Raw genomic sequence first — 17,687 nt, 5'->3', positions numbered from 1 at the left:
AACACAATGAAACCCGTGTCTTTACCCTACCGGTTGACCTTACCGGGGTGACATCGAAACAGCTCAAATTGTCTCTACTGCCACGCCACTGGAAGCGATCCTTCCCCAAAGGCCGTCACGGATAGGTCATCTGCCCTTCGTCGGGCCGTCACCCCGCGATCATACCTGCGTCGGGATCGGCCCTCGAATCGGGATGAAGCGGCATGGCCCTGGTGGCAGGCGAGACTCGCAAGGCGACCCATCACAACCTGAAGCGCGCCGTGACGCGCCATCGCCCACTCTCCCCCGCCGGCCTGCAGGAACGTCTTTTCACGCTGATGTTCTCCGGCCTCGTCTATCCGCAGATCTGGGAGGATCCGGAGATCGACATGGAGGCCATGGCGCTGACGGGGGAGGACCACGTGGTCGCCATCGCCTCTGGCGGCTGCAATGTGCTGAGCTATCTCGTCGCCGGCCCGGCCCGCGTCACCGCGCTCGACCTCAACGAGAACCACATCGCGCTGAACCGGCTGAAGATCGCCGCGGCGCGGTTCCTGCCCGACCACGAGAGCTTCTTCCGCTTCTTCGGCGAGGCTGACAGCCGCGACAATGTCGCGGCCTTCGACGCCCATCTCGCCGATCGTCTCGATCCCGTCACCCGTGCCTATTGGGAGAAGCGCAGCCTCACCGGCCGGCGTCGCATCGAGGATTTCGCCGACAATCTCTACCGCAAGGGCCTGCTCGGCTGGATGATCGGCACCGGCCATGCGGTGGCGCGCCTGCACGGCCGTGACCCCCGCAAGATGCTGGCGGCCACTAGCCTTGCCGAGCAGCGCGCCATCTTCGAAACGGAACTGCGCCCGCTCTTCTCCTCCGGCCTGGTGCGCTGGCTGGTGAAGAACCCGGCCTCTCTCTACGGCCTCGGCATCCCGCCGGCGCAGTATCGGGCGCTGCTCTCCTCCGCGCCCGAGGGCAGCGGCATGGAGGCAGTGCTGGTGGCGCGCCTCGAGCGCCTCGCCTGCGACTTCCCGCTGGAGCGCAACTATTTTGCCTGGCAGGCCTTCGGCCGGCGCTACCAGCCCGGCGGCGTCGGTGCCGTCCCACCCTATCTGGCACCGGAGAACTTCGCGGCGGTCAGCGCTCGCGCCGAGCGCGTCGATGTCCGCCACGAGAACTTCATCGATCACCTCGCCGCCCTGCCGGAGGCCTCGCGCGACGTCTATGTGCTGCTCGATGCGCAGGACTGGATGACCGACGAGATGCTCAACCGTCTGTGGGCCGAGATCACCCGCACCGCGCGCCCCGGCGCCCGCGTCATCTTCCGCACCGCCGCCGAGGAGAGCCTGCTCCCCGGCCGCGTGGTGCCGGAGGTCCTCGACCGCTGGGACTATGACGCCGAGCGTTGCCGTGCCTGGACGGCGCGCGACCGCTCGTCGATCTATGGCGGCTTCCACCTCTACACCCTCGGCACGCCATGACCATGTCGACCGAGACGCTGCCGGCCGGCGAGAAGATGGATGCCATCTACCGCTGGCAGGCCGGCATCTATGACGCGACGCGCAAGTTCTACCTGCTCGGGCGCGATCCGCTGATCGAAAGCCTCGCGCCGCCACCGGGCGGCACGATCCTGGAGGTCGGCTGCGGAACGGGGCGCAACCTCATCGTCGCTGCGCGGATGCACCCTGAGGCGCGGCTCTACGGCTTCGATGTCAGCCCGGTCATGCTGGCCGAGGCGCGCAAGGCGGTGGAGCGGGCGGGCCTCACCGACCGCATCCGTCTCGCCAAGGCCGATGCTGCCACGTTCGATCCGCTGGCGACCTTCGCCCGCGACGGCTTCGACCGCGTCTTCTGCTCCTACACCCTCTCGATGATCCCGCCGTGGCGGGATGCACTCACGCGTGCCATGGCGGCGGTGGCGCCGGGAGGTTCGCTGCACGTGGTGGATTTCGGCGGGCAGGAGCATCTCCCCGCGACGTTCAAGGCGGTGTTGCGCAGCTGGCTCGCCCTGTTCCATGTGACGCCGCGCGACGATTTCGCCGCCGTCTTTTCCGAGGTCGTGGCCCATGGCGGCACCACCTGGCGGCTGGAGCGACCCTATCGCGGCTATGCCCTCCATGCCGTTGCGTCGCGTCCCGGCCTCGCTTGACCGCCTCGCGCGGCGGGGTCTATGACCCGCGCCAGATGACCAGCGACAGCCCCACCACCGGCGCCCCCGAACTGACGGTGGTCGTGCCCAGCTACAATGAGCGCGAGAACGTGCCGGAACTCGCGCGCCGGCTCGCTGAGGTGCTCGCCGGCGTCGCCTGGGAGATGATCGTCGTCGACGACAATAGCCCGGATGGAACCTCCGCCCTCGTAAAGGACCTGTCGCGCAGCGATCCGCGCATCCGTTGCATCCGCCGTGTCGGCCGCCGTGGCCTCGCGGGGGCCTGCATCGAGGGGATGCTCGCCTCCTCCGCTCCCGTGGTGGCGGTGATGGACGCCGACTTGCAGCATGACGAGACCATCCTGCCGGCCATGCTCGAGAAGATCCGCGGCGGCGCCGAACTGGTCGTGGCCAGCCGCAACATCGACGGCGGCTCCAAAACCGAGGGCCTCTCGCCGGTCCGCCAGGCCATTTCGGACCTCGGCCGCAAGCTGTCGGACATGGTGCTCAAGGCGCCGCTGAGCGATCCCATGTCCGGCTTCTTCATGATCCGCCGCGAGATCGTCGAGGATGTGGCGCCGCGGCTCGCCACCACCGGCTTCAAGATCCTCGCCGACATCGCCGCATCGGTGCAGCGCGTGCCGAAGGTTGCGGAGGTGCCTTTCGTCTTCCGTGAGCGGATCCATGGCGAAAGCAAGCTCGATGCGAAGGTGGCGCTCGACTATATCGGCTTCGTCCTCAACAAGCTCTCCGGCGGGCTCATCCCGCTGCGCTTCATCTTCTTCGCCCTCGTCGGGGCGAGCGGCCTCGTCGTCCATCTCGCCGCGCTCTATGCGGGCCTGTCGTTCGGCCTGCGGTTCGAATGGGCCCAGACGGCGGCCACCATCGTCGCCATGACCTCGAACTTCGTCATCAACAACGAGTTCACCTATCGCGACGCGCGGCTGAAGGGCAGCCGGTTCTTCACCGGCCTGCTGCTCTTCTATGTCGTCTGCAGCATCGGCGCCTTCGGCAATGTCGGGGTGGCGAGCTGGCTCTATGCCGGCGACGTGGAATGGTGGCTTTCAGGCCTGGCGGGCGCCATCATGGGCGCGGTGTTCAATTATGCCGCATCCTCCGCCGTCGTCTGGCGCCGCTGAGCCGCCGCCCCTTTGGGCCGGCAGCGCGCGCGCCGTCATCCTCCTCGTCGCCGTCCTGACGGCGATCCGCCTGGTTGCGGCCGGCCATCTCGGCCTTGCCGCCGACGAGGCCTATTACTGGATCTGGTCGAAGAACCTCGCATGGGGCTATTTCGACCATCCGCCGATGGTGGCGCTGCTGGTGCGCCTCTCCACGGCCGTCTTCGGCGACACGGAATTCGGCATCCGCTGGCTCTCGGTGCTGCTCGGTGCGGCGGCAAGCCTCGGCGTCTGGCGCCTCGTCTGGCGCTTGACCGACGACCGCATCGCCGCGCTCTGGGCCGCCGGCCTCGTCCAGGCGACGCTCTTCCTCGGGGCGGGTGCGCTGCTCGTCACCCCCGACACGCCGCTCGTCCTGTTCTGGACCCTGGCGCTGCTCGCTCTCGTCGAGGTCTGGCGCTCGGGGCGCGGCGCCTGGTGGCTCGCGGTGGGCCTGACCGTCGGTCTCGCCTTCGTGTCGAAATACACGGCCGTCTTCCTGGGCCTCGCCATCCTTCTGTGGCTAGCCCTGGTGCCGGAGCTGCGCCGCTGGTTCCGCTCGCCCTGGCCCTATGCGGGAGGCATCCTCTGCCTCGCCGTGATGGCGCCGGTGGTGGCGTGGAACCTTGCTGCGGGCGGCGCCTCGCTGACCAAGCAGTTCGGCCGGGCGGTCCCGAAGGCCTTCGACCCGCGCTTCGTGCCGGAATTCATCGCGGGCCAGGCGGCGCTGCTGACACCGCTGGTGGGTCTCCTCGTCGTCTGGGGCCTGTGGGTGGCGCTGCGCCGCATGGCCCGCGACCGCAGCGCCGGCGAGACGCTCATCGTCGTCTCGGTCCTGCCGCTGGTCGCCTATCTCGTCTGGTACGGCCTGTTCGATCGCGTCCAGGGCAATTGGACGGCCTGCCTGCTGCCGGCCTCCATCGCCGCGGCGGTGATGGGCGCGCGCGCCGTGCCTGCGGCCGGCCCGCTGGCTGCGGTGTTGCGCGTGTCGCTGCGCTGGTCGGTGGTGACGGGTGTTGTTCTCGGCGTGCTTCTCCTTGGCCACGCGGCCTTCCGCATCGCGCCGCTCGCCGTCGACCCGACGGGTCAACTCCATGGCTGGCCTGAGGCGGCGCGTGAGGTCGAGGCAGCGGCCGACAGGACTGGCGCCGCGGTCATCGGGACGGCGAGCTACACGACGACGGCGCATCTGCGCTTCTACGGGTCGGGCCGACCGCCGATCGTGCAGTTCGGCGAGCGCGGGCGCTATGTCATGGAGCCGGCCTTCGATACGGCGAGGCTTGCCGGCCGGCCGGTCCTCGTCGCGGTGGAAAGCCGCCGCCTCGCCGAGGTTGAGCAAAGGCTGAGGCGTCTTTACGGCTCGGTCACGCCTGCCGGCAGCGTCGAGCGGCGCTGGCGCGAGCGCTACGGCCTGCCGGCAGCGATCGACCGGTTGCATCTCTTCGTCGCCCGCGATCCCGTCGCGGCCGGCCTTCCAGACCTTGCTCAATAGGACCGCCACAGAGCGATACCGCCATAGGCGCCGGAGCGGCCGCCGCGGTCCATCGCCAGGCCAGCGGTGATGCGGATGCCGAGCGGGCCGAAGGTCAGGCCGGTGACATGGCCCCCAAGCCGCGTGCGCAACGTGCCGTGATGGGCGCTGAACGTCGCCTCGGGTCCCACGTGGATGCCGGGCATCACCTCGTAGCCGGGCGCAATGCGCAGCGTCGCCGCGCTGAAGGGCGTCGCATAGCTGGCGAGCAGCTGGACCGACAGGCGCTCGGCAGGCGTCAGCCAGGCATCGATGGCGATCGCCGGCCCGATCCGCGTGCCAACCTGCGGGTCAGGCAGGGCAGGGGCGATCCGCCGGGTCTCCACCGCAAGACCCGCATAGATGGTGACGAGGCCCCAGTCATTCTTCACCCGCCAGCCGCCCATCAGCCGGGTCGTGCCGGCGATCTCGGTGAGGTGGATCGGGAGCGCGGGGTCCATGCGGAACCGCGACAGGCCGCTTCCGCCCGTGAAGCGCAGCATGAAGCCCTGCCCACCCAGCGGCACGTCCATGCCAGAGGCGATGTGAAAGCCGTCGAAGGCACCCTCGAGACTGGCATAGCGCACGGTACCGGGGGGCGGCTCGGCGGCATGGCCGGCCAGCGACGAGCCGATCAGCAGGACGAGGCCGGCGAGAACGCGCATGGGTCATGGTTGCATAACGTCATCTGCACAACCATTCCGGCGAAGTCCGGAAACCGGCCGCGCCGTTCACCCTTTGCTAACCATGGCGGGCGCGAAATGGCGGAACGGGAGCCGGATCGTTGCGTCCCGGCCCTGGCAGTGCATCGCCCATCCTTCCGGAGGCCGCCATGCTCTTGCCGAGCTCACCAACGCCATCCGCGTCCCGGCGCTGCGCCGTGGATGCCGATTTCCTGCGTCAGATCGAAGGCTACAGCCTCACCACCGCCGAAATCCTCTATCGGATGCCCGACCATCCGCTCTTCCTGCAGCTCTATCTCTGGCAGGACTACGATCAGGCGCCCTATTTTCCAGTGTTGCGACGGTTCCTCGAGTTCTGGGAGCGCAGCCTCGACGGGCGTCTCCACGCGGTGCGGATCGCCTCCTCACGCCTCGTCGGGCCCTGCGAGGTGCGGCTGGCGCGTGAAATCGGCCGGTTGCACTGAATGCGAAGCATTTGTCTCCGCGTCATTTCGTCACGAGACCAGTGGCGGCGGAACGCCCGGCAGACTATGTTCGCGCTCCCATCCTCGTCCGGGTGCCCGCGTGCAGACCCCTGAAAAGACCTCGCAGATCATTGCCTCGCTGATGTCGGTCCAGGCATCCGGCCCGGCGGAGATGATCGGCAACCTGACCGTCGGCGATCTGATGGCGTCGCTGCGCACCCGCGCCTTCGGCTTGTCGCTGATCCTTTTCGGCCTGCCGAACCTGCTGCCGATCCCGGGACTGCCCATCCTGACCGGCATCATCCTGGCGGTGCTCGCTATCCAGATCGTCGTCGGGCGTGACGTTCCCTGGCTGCCCGCCCGCATTGCCGGAACGACGCTGCCGCGCGAGCGGCTCAACCAGGTCATGGCGCGGACCTTGCCGCTGCTGCGGTGGATCGAGCGGGTGACCAAGCCGCGCTTCGCCCTGGCCGCCGGACCAGCGGCCCGGCGCGTTGTCGGCCTCACGGTGCTCGTCCTTGCCGTGCTGCTCATCATCCTGCCGATCCCGTGGATCGGCTCCATGCCGCAGGGCCTGGCGCTCTGCGTCCTCGGCCTCGGCCTCACCGAGCGCGACGGCGTGCTGGTCAGCGCCGGCTTTTTGCTGGCCGCGGTTGCCACCGCCGTGGGGGCGGGAATCGGCTACACAGTCTTCGCTAGCGCCCTGGCCGTGCTGACCTGAGGACGAGGACCCGCGAGGAGACAGGCATTGACGGACCGCATGGATGAGCGGGCGCTCCGCACGTCGGAGGTGTTCCGCGGGCTGAAGACCATCGGCAACGGCGAGCGAATCTCGCTCGGCGACCTGACGGCCTCGCTTGGCGATCGCGGCTTTGGCCTGCTCGTCCTCATTTTCGCGCTGCCCAACATCATCCCGATGATCCCCGGTGTCTCGACCGTCTCCGGCGTTGTCATCGCCCTGGTCGGCCTGCAGATGATGATCGGCCGCCATGCGCCGTGGATGCCCGGTTTCGTCGCCGACAAGACCATGCCGCGTGAGCAACTCGCCGCCATGGTCGATCGCACCGTCTCCTGGGTCGAGCGACTGGAGCAGGTCGCCCGGCCGCGCTGGACCGGCATGACACGCGGGCCGATGCATGTGGTGCTCGGCGCCATGTTCGTGCTGCTCGGCGCCATTCTCGCGCTGCCGCTGTCGTGGATCGGCAATTTCCCGCCGGGCGTGGCACTGGTGGTGCTCTCCATCGGCATTCTGGAGGAGGACGGCCTGCTCGTCGCCCTTGGCCATGCCATCGGGATCGTCGCCACGCTCCTCGTCCTCGCCCTGGTGGCGGCGCTTGTCGCCGCAGCGCTGGTGAGCTTCGGCTGGCTCACGGCCTGACCATCCCTCCATCACGCTTCCCTTGCCGCGGCGCGGGCATTATGGTCCGCGCCATCATCCACGAGGTTCCGCCATGGCCGATCACGTCGTGCCCCATTTCGCCAATGACGACGGCGTCGCTGTCATCCATATCGGCGTGAAGGAATTCCAGTGCATGGGCGCCCGGGCGCCCTTCGACCATCCGCATGTCTTCCTCGACATGGGCGGCGATACCGAGATCGTCTGCCCCTATTGCTCGACGCTCTACAAGCACGATCCGGCGCTGCATGCCGACGAGACCCGTCCGGCCGGCGCCTATGTGAAAGCCCTCGCCGAGGCCTGATCGGGCCGTGCCCGGCACGGTCACCATCGCGGGCGCAGGGATCGGCGGGCTGACCGCCGCCCTGACACTGGCCCGCCGCGGCTTTTCCGTCACCGTGCTTGAGCGGGCGGTGGCCCTCGACGAAATCGGGGCCGGAATCCAGCTCTCCCCCAATGCCAGCCGGATCCTGGTCGACCTCGGGCTCGGTGACGCGCTTGCCACGCCGGCCGTGGTGCCCGAGGCCATGGTGGTGCGGAGCGCGACCACCGGCGGTACGCTTGCCAGTGCCGAACTCGGTGAGGCCGTGGCGCGCCGCTATGGTGCGCCCTGGTGGGTGATCCACCGTGCCGATCTTCTCGCCATCCTCGCGGCGGCCTGCCGGTCCGAGAGCGCCATCCATATCGAGACGGGTGTCACGGTCACCGGCCTCGCCCTGGCGAGCGACGGGGTGAGGCTCGACCTCAGCCGCGATGGCGAGCGAAACAGCGCCACCACTGAGGCTCTTGTCGGTGCCGATGGCCTGCGCTCGGCGGTCCGTGCGGCGCTGGGGGATGGGGCTCCGCCCGACTTTCGCCGCCGCGTCGCCTGGCGCGCCACCATGCCGATGGAAGCGGTGCCGCAGGCGCTCGCCGGCGGACGGCTCGGCCTCTGGCTTGGGGCCGATGCCCATTGCGTCCACTATCCCCTGCGCACGGGCCGCCTGTTCAACATCGTCGTGCTTCTGAAAGCCGACGCGCCGGTCGAGGGCTGGCGGGCGCCCGGCGACCCGGCTCTCCTCGCCCGCCGGCTCGCCGGCTGGCCCGCCGCCCTGCGCGAGGTCGTGGCGCGGGTGGACGACTGGCAATGCTGGTCGCTCGCCGACCGCCCCGCCTGGTTCGGACCGGAGCGTGGACCGGTGACACTGATGGGGGATGCCGCCCATCCGATGCTGCCCTTCGTCGCCCAGGGCGGCGCGATGGCGATCGAGGACGCGGCCGTGCTGGCGGATGAAGCGGCGACGACGCCGGACGACCTCGCGGCGGCCTTCCGCCGCTTCGCCGCGCGCCGCAAGGCCCGCGTCGCCCGCGTCCAGGCGCTCGCGCGGCGGAACGGAGCCATCTACCACCTGAAAGGGCCTGCGGCTCTGGCACGCGACCTCGCCATCCGCGTCATGGGCGGCGGCATCGTTGCCTCGCAGGACTGGATCTACGGCTGGCGGCCCTAAGAGCCTCAGGGACGGCGCGTGCCCTCGGCCGGTGCGTTGGAGGCGGCGAGGTCGCGGATGTTGAGCCGCTGGCCGCCGGGCAGGAGGATGTCGCCGGGGCGCAGGCCGCCGCCACAGCGCGCCGAGACGAAGCGGCCTTGCTGGGTGGTCAGGGTCTGCTGGAACTCCGACTGGCCGATGGTCTGGATCGTGCCCTCGACGCGCAGGGAATAGGCCTGGCGCAGGTCGCCCGAGATGACCGAACGGGCGGTGGTGCGGGTCTGGCCGATGAGGCAGTCCGTCTCGATGACATAGTCCTCGCCGTCGCGGCGGATGTCGAAGCGTTGGCAGGTACGCCCCATCTGGCCGAAGCCATATTCCACCATCTGCCGCTCGGTGGCGGCATCGGTGCAGGTCTGCAGGATGAATTCCTGCCCACCGGGGCCGCCGCCGGTCATCATGCGGATCTCCCAGTAGCCGGGACGCCGCTGCGGTAGCTCGACGGGCTGCGCGACTGCTGGCGTCGCGGCAAGCAAGGCGAGGGCGGCGAGACGCAGGGGAGCGGCGAGGAGCAGCATGGCGATCTTCTATAGGCGGGAATCAATGGGTGATGCGTGGCGGATCAGCCACGGTCGGCGGCGATCACGCGCGGTCGGCCTGTGGCTATGGTCCGGTCGCGTGCGGATGGCGTGGCGGAGCGCTGCTGCTAGGCTCGGCTCGCACCAGAACAGGCCGATACGGCCAGGGAGAAACACCATGAGGCTCACCTCTATCCGGCCGGCGTTAGCCGCCGGGCTCTTTGCCGCATCCGCGGCGGGACTCCTGGCCGCATCCCCGTCGGCAACGGCGCAGATCGCCGTCTCGGCCAATGACGGCAAGATGCGGCTCGTGGACGGCGTTGCCACCGTCGTTGATCAGCCGCGGCCCGATTCCGTCTCGATCATCGACTTCGCCTCTGGCACGCCGCGGGTGCGGGCGACGATCCCCGCGCCTGCGAGCGTCGTCGGTCCCCCCGTATCGGTGGCGGTGACGGCCGACGAGAGCCTGGCGCTGGTCAGCTCGGCCATGAAGCTCGATCCCGCCAATCCGCGCCGCACCATTCCCGACAATCGCGTCTCGGTCATCGACCTCAAGGCTGAGCCGCCGGTGGTGATCGCGACGCTGGAGGTCGGGCAGGGGGCGGCCGGCCTCTCCATCCACCCGTCGGGCACCCTCGCCATCGTCGCCAACCGCGCGGAGGGCACGGTGTCGGTGCTGACGATTGCGGGGCGGACCGTGACGGTCGGCCCGAAGATCGCGGTGGGCGAGCCGACATCCGGCCCGAGCCATGTCGCCTTCACGCCTGACGGGCGCACCGCCCTCGTCACCCGCGACAATGACCACAAGATCTCGGTGCTTTCGATCGAGGGCACGACCGTGACCTACACGCGCCGCGACCTCAATGCGGGCCTCAGGCCCTATGGGCTCGACGTCTCTGCCCGCGGCGACGTTGCCGTGGTCGCCAATATCGGCCTTGGCGGCGGCGATGCCGACACGATCAGCCTCATCGATGTGAAGGCGCAGCCGCCGCGGGTGGTGAACACCGTCTCCGTCGGACAGACGCCGGAGGGCATCAAGATGGCGCCCGATGGCCGGCATGTCGCCGTCGTGGTCATGGAAGGCTCGAACAAGCCGCGCAACTCGCCCTTCTTCGCCGCGCGCGGCAAGGTGGTGATCTACGAAGTGCGGGGCACTGACCTCGCGAAGATCGCCGAGGCGCCGATCGGCCAGTGGTCGCAAGGCGCGGCATGGTCGGCCGACAGCCGGCGGCTTCTGGTGCAGAACATGGTGGGCGACGACATCCAGGTCTTCGCCTTCGAGAACGGCGCGTTGAGGGAGATCGGCGTGCTCGCCATGCCGGCCTCGCCCGCCAGCATCAGGACCGCCGAACCGGTGCGGCGCTGATCGCGCTCGCGCTCCGATTGCCAAATCCGCTGCCGAGCCGCTAGAGCTTGGCAGCGGGCCCCCTTGGCGAAATCGGTAGCCGCACCGAACTTAAAATTCGGAGCCCTCGGGCGTGCCGGTTCGAGTCCGGCAGGGGGCACCACCGCCCGAAGCTTCCCTTTCGGCAGGGGGAGGCCTTAACGATGCCCTAACGGCAGGGCAACAGTTCGTTGACCATTTCGACCGGTCCGGTGAACGCGGCGTTGAGGCGCGCCCGCTAGCTTTTGCGCGGGTTCGCGGGGAAGGGGACGGCAAGCCCGGGGAGACCGGCCGTGCAAATGACCCCTGCCAAGATCGTGCTGTTTTTCACGACCGTGCTGGTTCTGATGAACCCGCCGCTGATGCTCGGTCTGCTCGGCCCCGAGGGCCGGCGCGCCGGCCTGCTCATCGACGAGAGCCTCGGCACCGACAACTTGCGGCTGGCGGTGTTCGGCAAGCGGTGAGGGGCCTCAGCCGGCGTCGCGGATCGGCGGCTGGAAAGTGTAGCCCATGTCCCAGGGGAAATAGATCCAGGTGTCCTGGGACACTTCGGTGACGAAGGTGTCGACCATCGGGCGCCCTTGAGGCTTGGCATAGACGGTGGCGAAATGCGCCTTGGGGAGCATCTCGCGCACCACCTTGGCGGTCTTGCCGGTGTCGACGAGGTCATCGACCACGAGGATGCCCTCGCCGCCATCGGTGAGGAGGTGGGGCGCCACCTCCTTGATGACCTTGAGCTGACCCTGGCTCTGGTAGTCGTGGTAGCTGGCGATGCAGACCGTCTCGATCGTGCGGATGCCGAGCTCGCGGGTGACGATCGCCGCCGGAACGAGACCGCCGCGGGTGATGCAGACGATGGCGCGGAAGGGTCCGGCACTGCTGATGCGCCAGGCCAGCGCACGGGCGTCGCGGTGGAACTGGTCCCAGGAGACGGGGAAGGCCTTTTCCGGGTTCGGGGTCGCCATGGGGCACTCCAGCGCAGGGACGTCGACAGGCCGGCGACACTAGCCGCCGCGCGCCGCCCAGCAAATCCGTTGCCGCCGGCTTTTCCAAAGGGAATATGCCTCTGCACCGCAGAAGGGTTGCTCTGGGCGGGGCGGTTGAACACAGGCGGGGAGGCCGGCCGGATCGGCTGCTCCCATCGCGTCGCAAGGACAGTGGCCTCACCCGCCGCGGGTGACGGTGATCGGGGCGTCGGGGCGCTTGTGCTCGCCGACCATGGCGACGACGGCTTCCTCCGCCGCGGCGAGCAGCGCCTCGTCCTTGGCGCGCAGCACCAGCCGCGTCCAGAACTTGCCATCCTGCATCATCGGGTAGGAGCCCATGATGACGCCGGGATGGGCCTTGGCGATGGCGGCGTAGGGCGTACCGATGTCGCCCTCGCGCAAGCCCGGCGCCTCGATGGAGACCTGGATCATCTTGGTGCCGGTCTTCAGGCGCGGCGAGACCACGTCCATCATCGCCTGCATGACCGAGGGCACGCCGGCCATGGTGATGACATTGCCGATCATGAAGCCCGGCGCCTTCGACACCGGGTTTTCGATGAGCTCGGCGCCAGCGGGAATGCGCGCCATGCGCAGCCGGGCCTCATTGAGGTCCTTCTCGGCAATGCGCTCCAGCAGCATGGCGCGGGCGCGCGGGTCGACATCGATGGTGACCCCGAAGGCCTTGGCGACGCAGTCCGCGGTGATGTCGTCATGGGTCGGGCCGATGCCGCCGGTGGTGAAGACGTAGCCGTACTTGGCCCGCAGCGTGTTGAGGGCGGGGATGATCTCGTCCTCCTCGTCGGGGACGACCCGGACCTCCTTCACGTCGATGCCGATCGCCGTGCAGTACTCGGCGATGTAACCGATGTTCTTGTCCTTGGTGCGCCCGGAGAGGATCTCGTCGCCGATGACGAGGATGGCGGCAGTGACGGTGGTCGGCTCGGTCATGATGCGCTCCGGGACTGGTCCGGAGGTAGAGCCTGCCGCGGGCGGCGGCAAGGGGTCGCGGGGTCGGCAGGGAGGCCCGCAGGCCGGAATGCTCCCGGTTCCGCGCCCGCCCCTACTGCACCTGCACCTGCCGCAGCGCCTGGTCCACCATGACCTTCACCGTCAAAAACTCGCCCTCGCCGCCGTGGCGGGAGCCGCGGATGGGCGCGGCGTTGAGATAGTCGAGGCCGCAGGCGATGCGGATGTGCTGCTCGGTCGGGCAGAGACCGTTGGCGGCATCGAAGCCGACCCAGCCGAGATCGGGCACATGGGCCTCGGCCCAGGCATGGCCTGCCTCCTGGTCCACCGTGCCGTCGGCATGGAGGAAATAGCCGCCGACATAGCGGGCGGGAATACCGAGATGGCGCGCCGCGGCGATGAAGACATGGGCGAAGTCCTGGCAGACGCCGCGCCTCAGCGCGAAGGCCTCCGCCGCCGTGGTCGAGGCGTGGGTCGGGTCCTTGTCGAAGGTCATGTCGCGGGCGAGGTCGTCGAGCAGGGCATGAAGCGTCGAGAGCCGATCGCCCGGCCGCTCGCGCGCCTCGGCAAAGCTGCGGATGGCGGGATCGGCGGCTGAGAGGGCCGTCTCGCGCAGGTAGAGGCCGGGGGGGAAGCGCTCGACTGCGCCGCGTACCACGCCGGCCGTGTCGGAGGTCTCGACGAGGCCGTCGACCCGGACGGTCAGGGTCTGGATCGGCCCGGCGCAGGAGAAGGTGTGGGTGATGTTGCCGAAGGCGTCCTCGTGGGCGTCGAGGCGGGCGTCCTGGTCGACGTCGATGCGCCAGTTGAGGATGTGCTGGCCCTCATAGTTGCGCGGGGTGAGCCTGAGCGTCTGGATCACCGCATGGGCGGGGACCGCGTAGCTGTAGACGGTCTCGTGGGCGATGCGGATGCGCATGGGGCCTTAGCCGTCAGGTCAGGTATTGCTGGGTGATGGCGGCGCCCAGCCGGTTGTTCTCGGTGATGAAGTCCGAGACGAATTCATGCAGGCCGGACTGGAAGATGTCCTCGATCCGGGCATTCTCCAGCCGGGTGCGGGTGGCGCGGGCGGCGCGCTGGGCCGGGCCCTGGCGGCCATAGGCGAGCGACAGGCTGTCGAGATTGCGCACGATGCTCTCGTAGCAGGCGGCGAGAGAGCGCGGCATCTGGTCGTTGAGGATCAGGAGGTCCGCCACCAGCCAGGGCTTGAGGCTCTCCTTGTAGACCCAGTGATAGGCGGTGAGCGCCGAGACGGCGCGCAGGATCGCCGACCACTGGAAATAGTCGAGCGAGCCGCCGACCGTCTCGGAGGCCGGCAACAGCACGTGGTACTTCACGTCGAGGATGCGGGCGGTGTTGTCGGCGCGCTCGATCATCACGCCGAGGCGCGAGAACCAGTAGCCGTCCGAGCGCAGCATGGTCCGATAGGCCGAGCCGTCGAAGCGCAGGCCCGTTTCCTTCACGAAGGCGAGGAAGTTCGCGAGGTTCTCGTCCTGGTTCAGGCCGGAGGCGCGGTATTTCGACAGTTCCAGCCAGGCCGAGTTGATGGCGTCCCACATCTCCACGGTGAGCGCGGTGCGCACGGACCGCGCATTGGTGCGGGCCACCTCGAAGCAGGAACGGATCGAGGAGGGGTTGTCGGGAGAGAAGGCGAGGAAGTCGATGACGGTCTCGCGCGTCGCCTTCTCGTGCGCCTGGTAGAAGAGATGGGCGCAGCCGGCGGTCGCCACTGCGGATTCCCATTCATTGGACGTGCCGGCATAGGCCGAGGGCAGGTTCGCAAGACGCGTCGAGGCCTCGATGATGCGGGCGAGATATTCGGCGCGTTCGACGTAGCGGGCGAGCCAGAAGAGATTGTCGGCGGTACGGGAGAGCATGGGTTCCGCCTATCTCACGAATCCAGGACCCAGGTGTCCTTGGTGCCGCCGCCCTGGCTGGAATTGACCACGAGCGAGCCCTCCTTCAGCGCGACGCGCGTCAGGCCGCCGGGCACGATGCGGACCTTGTCGCGGCCGGTGAGCACGAAGGGGCGCAGGTCCACGTGGCGGGGCGCGACGCCCTCCTCGACCAGGGTCGGGCAGGTGGACAGCGCCAGCGTCGGCTGGGCGATGAAATTGGCGGGGTCCGCGATCAGCTTCTCGCGGAAGGTTTCGATCTCGGCGCTCGTCGCCTTCGGGCCGATGAGCATGCCGTAGCCGCCGGAGCCGTGGACCTCCTTCACGACCAGTTCGGGCAGTCGCTCCAGCACATATTTCAGCTCGTCCGCCTCGCGGCAGCGCCAGGTCGGCACGTTCTTCAGGATCGGCTCCTCGCCGAGATAGAACTTCACGATCTCTGGCATGTAGCTGTAGACCGCCTTGTCGTCGGCAACGCCCGTGCCGACCGCATTGGCCAGCGTGACATTGCCGGCATGGTAGGCGGACATCAGGCCGGGCACGCCGAGCGCCGAATCCGGGCGGAAGACCAGCGGGTCGAGAAAATCGTCGTCGAGGCGGCGATAGATGACGTCGACGCGCTTCGGCCCCTCGGTCGTGCGCATGTAGACGACGTCGGCCTTGACGAAGAGGTCGCGGCCCTCGACCAGTTCGACGCCGAGCTTGTCGGCGAGGAAGGTGTGCTCGTAATAGGCCGAGTTGAACAGGCCGGGCGTCAGCAGCACGCAGGTCGGGTCGGACGAGGCCGAGCGGGGCGCCACCGACTGCATCGTGGCGAGCAGGTCGTCGGTGTAGTTCTCCACCGGCGCGACGCGGTGGGCCGAGAAGAGCTCGGGGAAGAGGCGGATCATCACCTCGCGGTTCTCCAGCATGTAGGAGACGCCGGAGGGCGTGCGGGCATTGTCCTCAAGGACGTAGAACGTGTCGCCATCGACGCGGACGATGTCGATGCCGGCGATCATCACATAGATGCCGTGCGGCACCGGCTGCTGGTTCATTTCCGGTCGGAAGGCCGGGTTCCGGTAGACGAGGTCCTCCGGCACGATGCCGGCGCGCAGGATCTCGCGCTTGGAATAGACATCGCCGAGGAAGGCGTTGATGGCGCGCACCCGCTGGGTGAGGCCCTTGGACAGGCGGCCCCATTCGTCGCTGGTGAGCACCCGCGGAATGACGTCGAAGGGGATGAGCCGCTCGGTCGAGGCGGCGTCGCCATAGACGGCGAAGGTGATGCCGATACGGCGGAACAGCGCCTCGGCCTCACGCGAACGGGTGGCGAGAAGATCCGGGGGAATCGACTGGAGCCAGCGGGCGAGGGTCTCGTAGGCGGGGCGGACTGCACCGTCCGCGAGGGTCATTTCATCGAAGATCGGTGCAGCGCCTGCCATTGCCGGCAAAGTCCCCTCTGGAAGACGAAACGTGGTCCCTCTCTGGCGGAGCGATCCTGACGCTTCGATGACAAGCTAGCGGTAAATCGCGTCGTTAGGGAAGGGGGCTTTCGCAGCCGCGAAAAGCCGCATCGTCCCGCCACAACCCGGTCGGCCGTTGCCGGTTCCCCCGCCGGGAGCTATGGCATGCCATGCTCCGGACCACGCCATGACCGTCACGGTCGCCGCCCTCTACCGCTTCGCGCCGCTGCCCGACGGCGCCGACCTTGCTGCGCCGCTCGACGTCCTGTGCGCGGAGCTGGGGCTCACCGGCACGCTGCTGCTGGCGCCGGAGGGCATCAATGGCACGGTGGCAGGGTCGGCCGAGGCGATCGCGACTCTGCTCGGCCGGCTGCGCGGCGGATGGATCTTCGGTGAGCGCCTTGCCGGCCTGTCGGTGCGGCTGTCGCAGACGGATACGATGCCCTTCGGGCGGCTCAAGGTTAAGGTCAAGCGCGAGATCGTCGCCTTTGACGGCGGTGTCACCGATCCGACCCGGATGGTCGGGACCTATGTGGCGCCGGCCGACTGGAACGCGGTCATCTCGGATCCGGACACGCTCGTCATCGACACCCGCAACGGCTTCGAAGTGGCGATGGGGTCATTCCAGGGTGCGACCGACCCCGCCACGACCTCCTTCGGTGATTTTCGCGCCTTCGTCGACGGCGCCCTCGATCCTGGCCGCCACCGCCGCATCGCGATGTTCTGCACAGGCGGCATCCGCTGCGAGAAGGCGAGCGCCTTTCTCCTCGACCGCGGCTTTCCCGAGGTGCTGCACCTCAAGGGCGGCATCCTTGCCTATCTCGCCGAGGTGCCGCCGGAGGAGAGCCTCTGGCGTGGCGGCTGCTTCGTCTTTGACGACCGCATAGCGCTCGGTCACGGCCTGGTGCCGGTTCCCGTCGCTCAGGAGGCGGCATGAGCGACGTGAACGATCTCACCGGCCGGCTGGAGGCGCTGGAGATCCGCGTCGCCTACCAGGACCAGACGATCGAGGACCTCAATGCCACCATCACCGCGCAGTGGCAGGAGCTCGAGCGGCTGAAGCGCATGATCCAGCGGCTGGAGGACCAGGTGCGCGAGGCCGAGGCCCGTGCCGGCGGCCCCAATCTTCCCGAACCGCCGCCGCCGCACTATTGACGATTTTCGACGTCCATATTGACTGCTCAGGGACGCGATCGCCATTGGTTTTGCCGTCGCAAGAGCTGCCTTTGGGCGGCGGCGGTATTGTTCCTCGATACGTATTCTACGAAAAGCACTTCAGGTCTCGTATGGATCTATCGGAAAATGCGTCCACCCGAACGAGCCGATACGCCCGATAAAGCCGTCATCAGTTCAGCCGATCGAGCGTCTTCCGACATCGTTATTCTTGTCGCGCTCGTCCTTGTTTCGCTGTTCCTCACCTCGACAGCCAACCACTTCGCCGGAGTCCTGCTTCGCAACCTGGCTCCCAACGCGAGTTGGATTGCCGGTGCAGCTGACGTTGCCCCTCTGGGATAATCCAGTTTGAAGTTCGTTCTGGCCCATCGAGAGGACCAGAACATGAGGCGCAGCCGCTTCACGGAAGAGCAGATCATCGGGATCCTGAAGGAGCACGAGGCCGGGATCCCGGTCTCG

General features: G+C 68.4%; 21 protein-coding genes and 1 tRNA gene. 14 read left to right on the top strand and 8 right to left on the bottom strand.

The window, feature by feature from the left end; genetic code table 11:
* The first annotated feature begins 203 nt into the window (after positions 1-203).
* From O9344_RS05985 to O9344_RS05970, 4 genes are read left to right on the top strand one after another with little or no spacing between them, the layout of a single operon-like run.
* On the top strand, positions 204-1,457 hold the full coding sequence (locus O9344_RS05985; protein ID WP_298474176.1) for a DUF3419 family protein: 1,254 nt from the start codon (positions 204-206) through the stop codon (positions 1,455-1,457).
* A complete protein-coding gene (locus tag O9344_RS05980; RefSeq protein WP_298474173.1) occupies positions 1,454-2,125 on the top strand; it encodes a class I SAM-dependent methyltransferase in 672 nt (223 codons plus the stop codon). The genes O9344_RS05985 and O9344_RS05980 overlap by 4 nt, the downstream gene beginning before the upstream one ends.
* Entirely contained in the window at positions 2,122-3,264 is a 1,143-nt protein-coding gene (locus tag O9344_RS05975) for a glycosyltransferase family 2 protein (protein ID WP_298474171.1), read from the top strand. Before O9344_RS05980 ends, O9344_RS05975 begins: the two co-directional genes overlap by 4 nt.
* The gene (locus O9344_RS05970; protein WP_298474169.1) at positions 3,230-4,774 is read left to right on the top strand and encodes a glycosyltransferase family 39 protein; all 1,545 of its coding nucleotides are present in this window, start codon (positions 3,230-3,232) and stop codon (positions 4,772-4,774) included. Before O9344_RS05975 ends, O9344_RS05970 begins: the two co-directional genes overlap by 35 nt.
* On the opposite strand, the gene bcsS is transcribed toward O9344_RS05970, so the two are convergent.
* A complete protein-coding gene (bcsS, locus tag O9344_RS05965; protein WP_298474166.1) occupies positions 4,768-5,457 on the bottom strand; it encodes a cellulose biosynthesis protein BcsS in 690 nt (229 codons plus the stop codon). The genes O9344_RS05970 and bcsS overlap by 7 nt on opposite strands.
* 215 nt (positions 5,458-5,672) lie before the next feature.
* Here bcsS and O9344_RS05960 point away from each other — a divergent pair, with 215 nt between their 5' ends.
* The 5 genes from O9344_RS05960 (at position 5,673) to O9344_RS05940 (ending at position 8,822) form a co-directional block, all read left to right on the top strand.
* Positions 5,673-5,939, top strand: coding sequence for an aspartate-semialdehyde dehydrogenase (locus O9344_RS05960; protein ID WP_298474163.1), 267 nt, complete (start codon positions 5,673-5,675; stop codon positions 5,937-5,939).
* Between the two features lie 100 nt (positions 5,940-6,039).
* Positions 6,040-6,660 (top strand): exopolysaccharide biosynthesis protein, encoded by a 621-nt coding sequence (locus tag O9344_RS05955; RefSeq protein ID WP_298474160.1) that lies wholly within the window; start codon positions 6,040-6,042, stop codon positions 6,658-6,660.
* A gap of 27 nt (positions 6,661-6,687) precedes the next feature.
* Entirely contained in the window at positions 6,688-7,317 is a 630-nt protein-coding gene (locus O9344_RS05950; RefSeq protein WP_298474157.1) for an exopolysaccharide biosynthesis protein, read from the top strand.
* Between the two features lie 73 nt (positions 7,318-7,390).
* Positions 7,391-7,639 carry a zinc-finger domain-containing protein gene (locus O9344_RS05945; RefSeq protein WP_298474154.1) on the top strand — a complete coding sequence of 83 codons (249 nt, stop codon included), beginning with the start codon at positions 7,391-7,393 and terminating at the stop codon, positions 7,637-7,639.
* 7 nt (positions 7,640-7,646) lie between these two features.
* Entirely contained in the window at positions 7,647-8,822 is a 1,176-nt protein-coding gene (locus tag O9344_RS05940) for an FAD-dependent monooxygenase (protein WP_298474151.1), read from the top strand.
* A gap of 5 nt (positions 8,823-8,827) precedes the next feature.
* Here O9344_RS05940 and O9344_RS05935 read toward each other — a convergent pair whose 3' ends face one another.
* Complete coding sequence (locus O9344_RS05935; protein WP_298474148.1) at positions 8,828-9,379, bottom strand: DUF3617 family protein; 552 nt, start codon at positions 9,377-9,379, stop codon at positions 8,828-8,830.
* Between the two features lie 178 nt (positions 9,380-9,557).
* On the opposite strand from O9344_RS05935, the gene O9344_RS05930 reads away from it, so the two are divergent.
* The 3 genes from O9344_RS05930 to O9344_RS05920 all read left to right on the top strand — a co-directional run bounded on the left by O9344_RS05930 (position 9,558) and on the right by O9344_RS05920 (position 11,227).
* On the top strand, positions 9,558-10,745 hold the full coding sequence (locus O9344_RS05930; protein ID WP_298474145.1) for a YncE family protein: 1,188 nt from the start codon (positions 9,558-9,560) through the stop codon (positions 10,743-10,745).
* A 57-nt stretch (positions 10,746-10,802) separates the two neighbouring features.
* A tRNA-Leu gene (locus O9344_RS05925) sits at positions 10,803-10,887 on the top strand.
* A 175-nt stretch (positions 10,888-11,062) separates the two neighbouring features.
* Positions 11,063-11,227, top strand: a complete 165-nt coding sequence (locus tag O9344_RS05920; protein ID WP_298474143.1) for a hypothetical protein — start codon at positions 11,063-11,065, stop codon at positions 11,225-11,227.
* Between the two features lie 6 nt (positions 11,228-11,233).
* Here the strand turns inward: O9344_RS05920 and gpt are convergent, their stop codons facing one another.
* The 5 genes from gpt to O9344_RS05895 all read right to left on the bottom strand — a co-directional run bounded on the left by gpt (position 11,234) and on the right by O9344_RS05895 (position 16,034).
* Complete coding sequence (gene gpt, locus O9344_RS05915) at positions 11,234-11,728, bottom strand: xanthine phosphoribosyltransferase (RefSeq protein WP_298474141.1); 495 nt, start codon at positions 11,726-11,728, stop codon at positions 11,234-11,236.
* Between the two features lie 198 nt (positions 11,729-11,926).
* The gene (locus O9344_RS05910) at positions 11,927-12,697 is read right to left on the bottom strand and encodes a molybdopterin-binding protein (protein WP_298474139.1); all 771 of its coding nucleotides are present in this window, start codon (positions 12,695-12,697) and stop codon (positions 11,927-11,929) included.
* 112 nt (positions 12,698-12,809) lie between these two features.
* Positions 12,810-13,634: a transglutaminase family protein gene (locus O9344_RS05905; protein ID WP_298474135.1), complete on the bottom strand. Its 825-nt coding sequence runs from the start codon at positions 13,632-13,634 to the stop codon at positions 12,810-12,812.
* Positions 13,635-13,647: 13 nt separating this feature from the next.
* Positions 13,648-14,592, bottom strand: coding sequence for an alpha-E domain-containing protein (locus tag O9344_RS05900; RefSeq protein ID WP_298474132.1), 945 nt, complete (start codon positions 14,590-14,592; stop codon positions 13,648-13,650).
* Positions 14,593-14,606: 14 nt separating this feature from the next.
* The gene (locus O9344_RS05895; RefSeq protein ID WP_363321925.1) at positions 14,607-16,034 is read right to left on the bottom strand and encodes a circularly permuted type 2 ATP-grasp protein; all 1,428 of its coding nucleotides are present in this window, start codon (positions 16,032-16,034) and stop codon (positions 14,607-14,609) included.
* A 208-nt stretch (positions 16,035-16,242) separates the two neighbouring features.
* Between O9344_RS05895 and O9344_RS05890 the strand changes: the two genes are divergently transcribed.
* The gene (locus O9344_RS05890) at positions 16,243-16,992 is read left to right on the top strand and encodes a rhodanese-like domain-containing protein (protein WP_298474126.1); all 750 of its coding nucleotides are present in this window, start codon (positions 16,243-16,245) and stop codon (positions 16,990-16,992) included.
* Entirely contained in the window at positions 16,989-17,210 is a 222-nt protein-coding gene (locus O9344_RS05885) for a SlyX family protein (protein WP_298474122.1), read from the top strand. The genes O9344_RS05890 and O9344_RS05885 overlap by 4 nt, the downstream gene beginning before the upstream one ends.
* Before the next feature lie 195 nt (positions 17,211-17,405).
* On the opposite strand, the gene O9344_RS05880 is transcribed toward O9344_RS05885, so the two are convergent.
* The coding region (locus O9344_RS05880) for a hypothetical protein (protein ID WP_298474475.1) at positions 17,406-17,687 on the bottom strand (282 nt) is incomplete at its 5' end.

This window comes from Phreatobacter sp. (genome assembly GCF_027532945.1).
Lineage (GTDB): Bacteria > Pseudomonadota > Alphaproteobacteria > Rhizobiales > Phreatobacteraceae > Phreatobacter.
Note: the sequence above shows the minus strand (reverse complement) of the source record. Positions and strands in the feature narration are given on the sequence as shown.

Coding starts and splice junctions, on each gene's coding strand:
- O9344_RS05985 (WP_298474176.1), top strand. CDS start 204: ATGGCCCTGGTGGCAGGCGAGACTCGCAAGGCGACCCATCACAACCTG.
- O9344_RS05980 (WP_298474173.1), top strand. CDS start 1,454: ATGACCATGTCGACCGAGACGCTGCCGGCCGGCGAGAAGATGGATGCC.
- O9344_RS05970 (WP_298474169.1), top strand. CDS start 3,230: ATGCCGCATCCTCCGCCGTCGTCTGGCGCCGCTGAGCCGCCGCCCCTT.
- bcsS (WP_298474166.1), bottom strand. CDS start 5,457: ATGCGCGTTCTCGCCGGCCTCGTCCTGCTGATCGGCTCGTCGCTGGCC.
- O9344_RS05945 (WP_298474154.1), top strand. CDS start 7,391: ATGGCCGATCACGTCGTGCCCCATTTCGCCAATGACGACGGCGTCGCT.
- O9344_RS05935 (WP_298474148.1), bottom strand. CDS start 9,379: ATGCTGCTCCTCGCCGCTCCCCTGCGTCTCGCCGCCCTCGCCTTGCTT.
- O9344_RS05930 (WP_298474145.1), top strand. CDS start 9,558: ATGAGGCTCACCTCTATCCGGCCGGCGTTAGCCGCCGGGCTCTTTGCC.
- O9344_RS05920 (WP_298474143.1), top strand. CDS start 11,063: ATGACCCCTGCCAAGATCGTGCTGTTTTTCACGACCGTGCTGGTTCTG.
- gpt (WP_298474141.1), bottom strand. CDS start 11,728: ATGGCGACCCCGAACCCGGAAAAGGCCTTCCCCGTCTCCTGGGACCAG.
- O9344_RS05910 (WP_298474139.1), bottom strand. CDS start 12,697: ATGACCGAGCCGACCACCGTCACTGCCGCCATCCTCGTCATCGGCGAC.
- O9344_RS05905 (WP_298474135.1), bottom strand. CDS start 13,634: ATGCGCATCCGCATCGCCCACGAGACCGTCTACAGCTACGCGGTCCCC.
- O9344_RS05900 (WP_298474132.1), bottom strand. CDS start 14,592: ATGCTCTCCCGTACCGCCGACAATCTCTTCTGGCTCGCCCGCTACGTC.
- O9344_RS05895 (WP_363321925.1), bottom strand. CDS start 16,034: ATGGCAGGCGCTGCACCGATCTTCGATGAAATGACCCTCGCGGACGGT.
- O9344_RS05890 (WP_298474126.1), top strand. CDS start 16,243: ATGACCGTCACGGTCGCCGCCCTCTACCGCTTCGCGCCGCTGCCCGAC.
- O9344_RS05885 (WP_298474122.1), top strand. CDS start 16,989: ATGAGCGACGTGAACGATCTCACCGGCCGGCTGGAGGCGCTGGAGATC.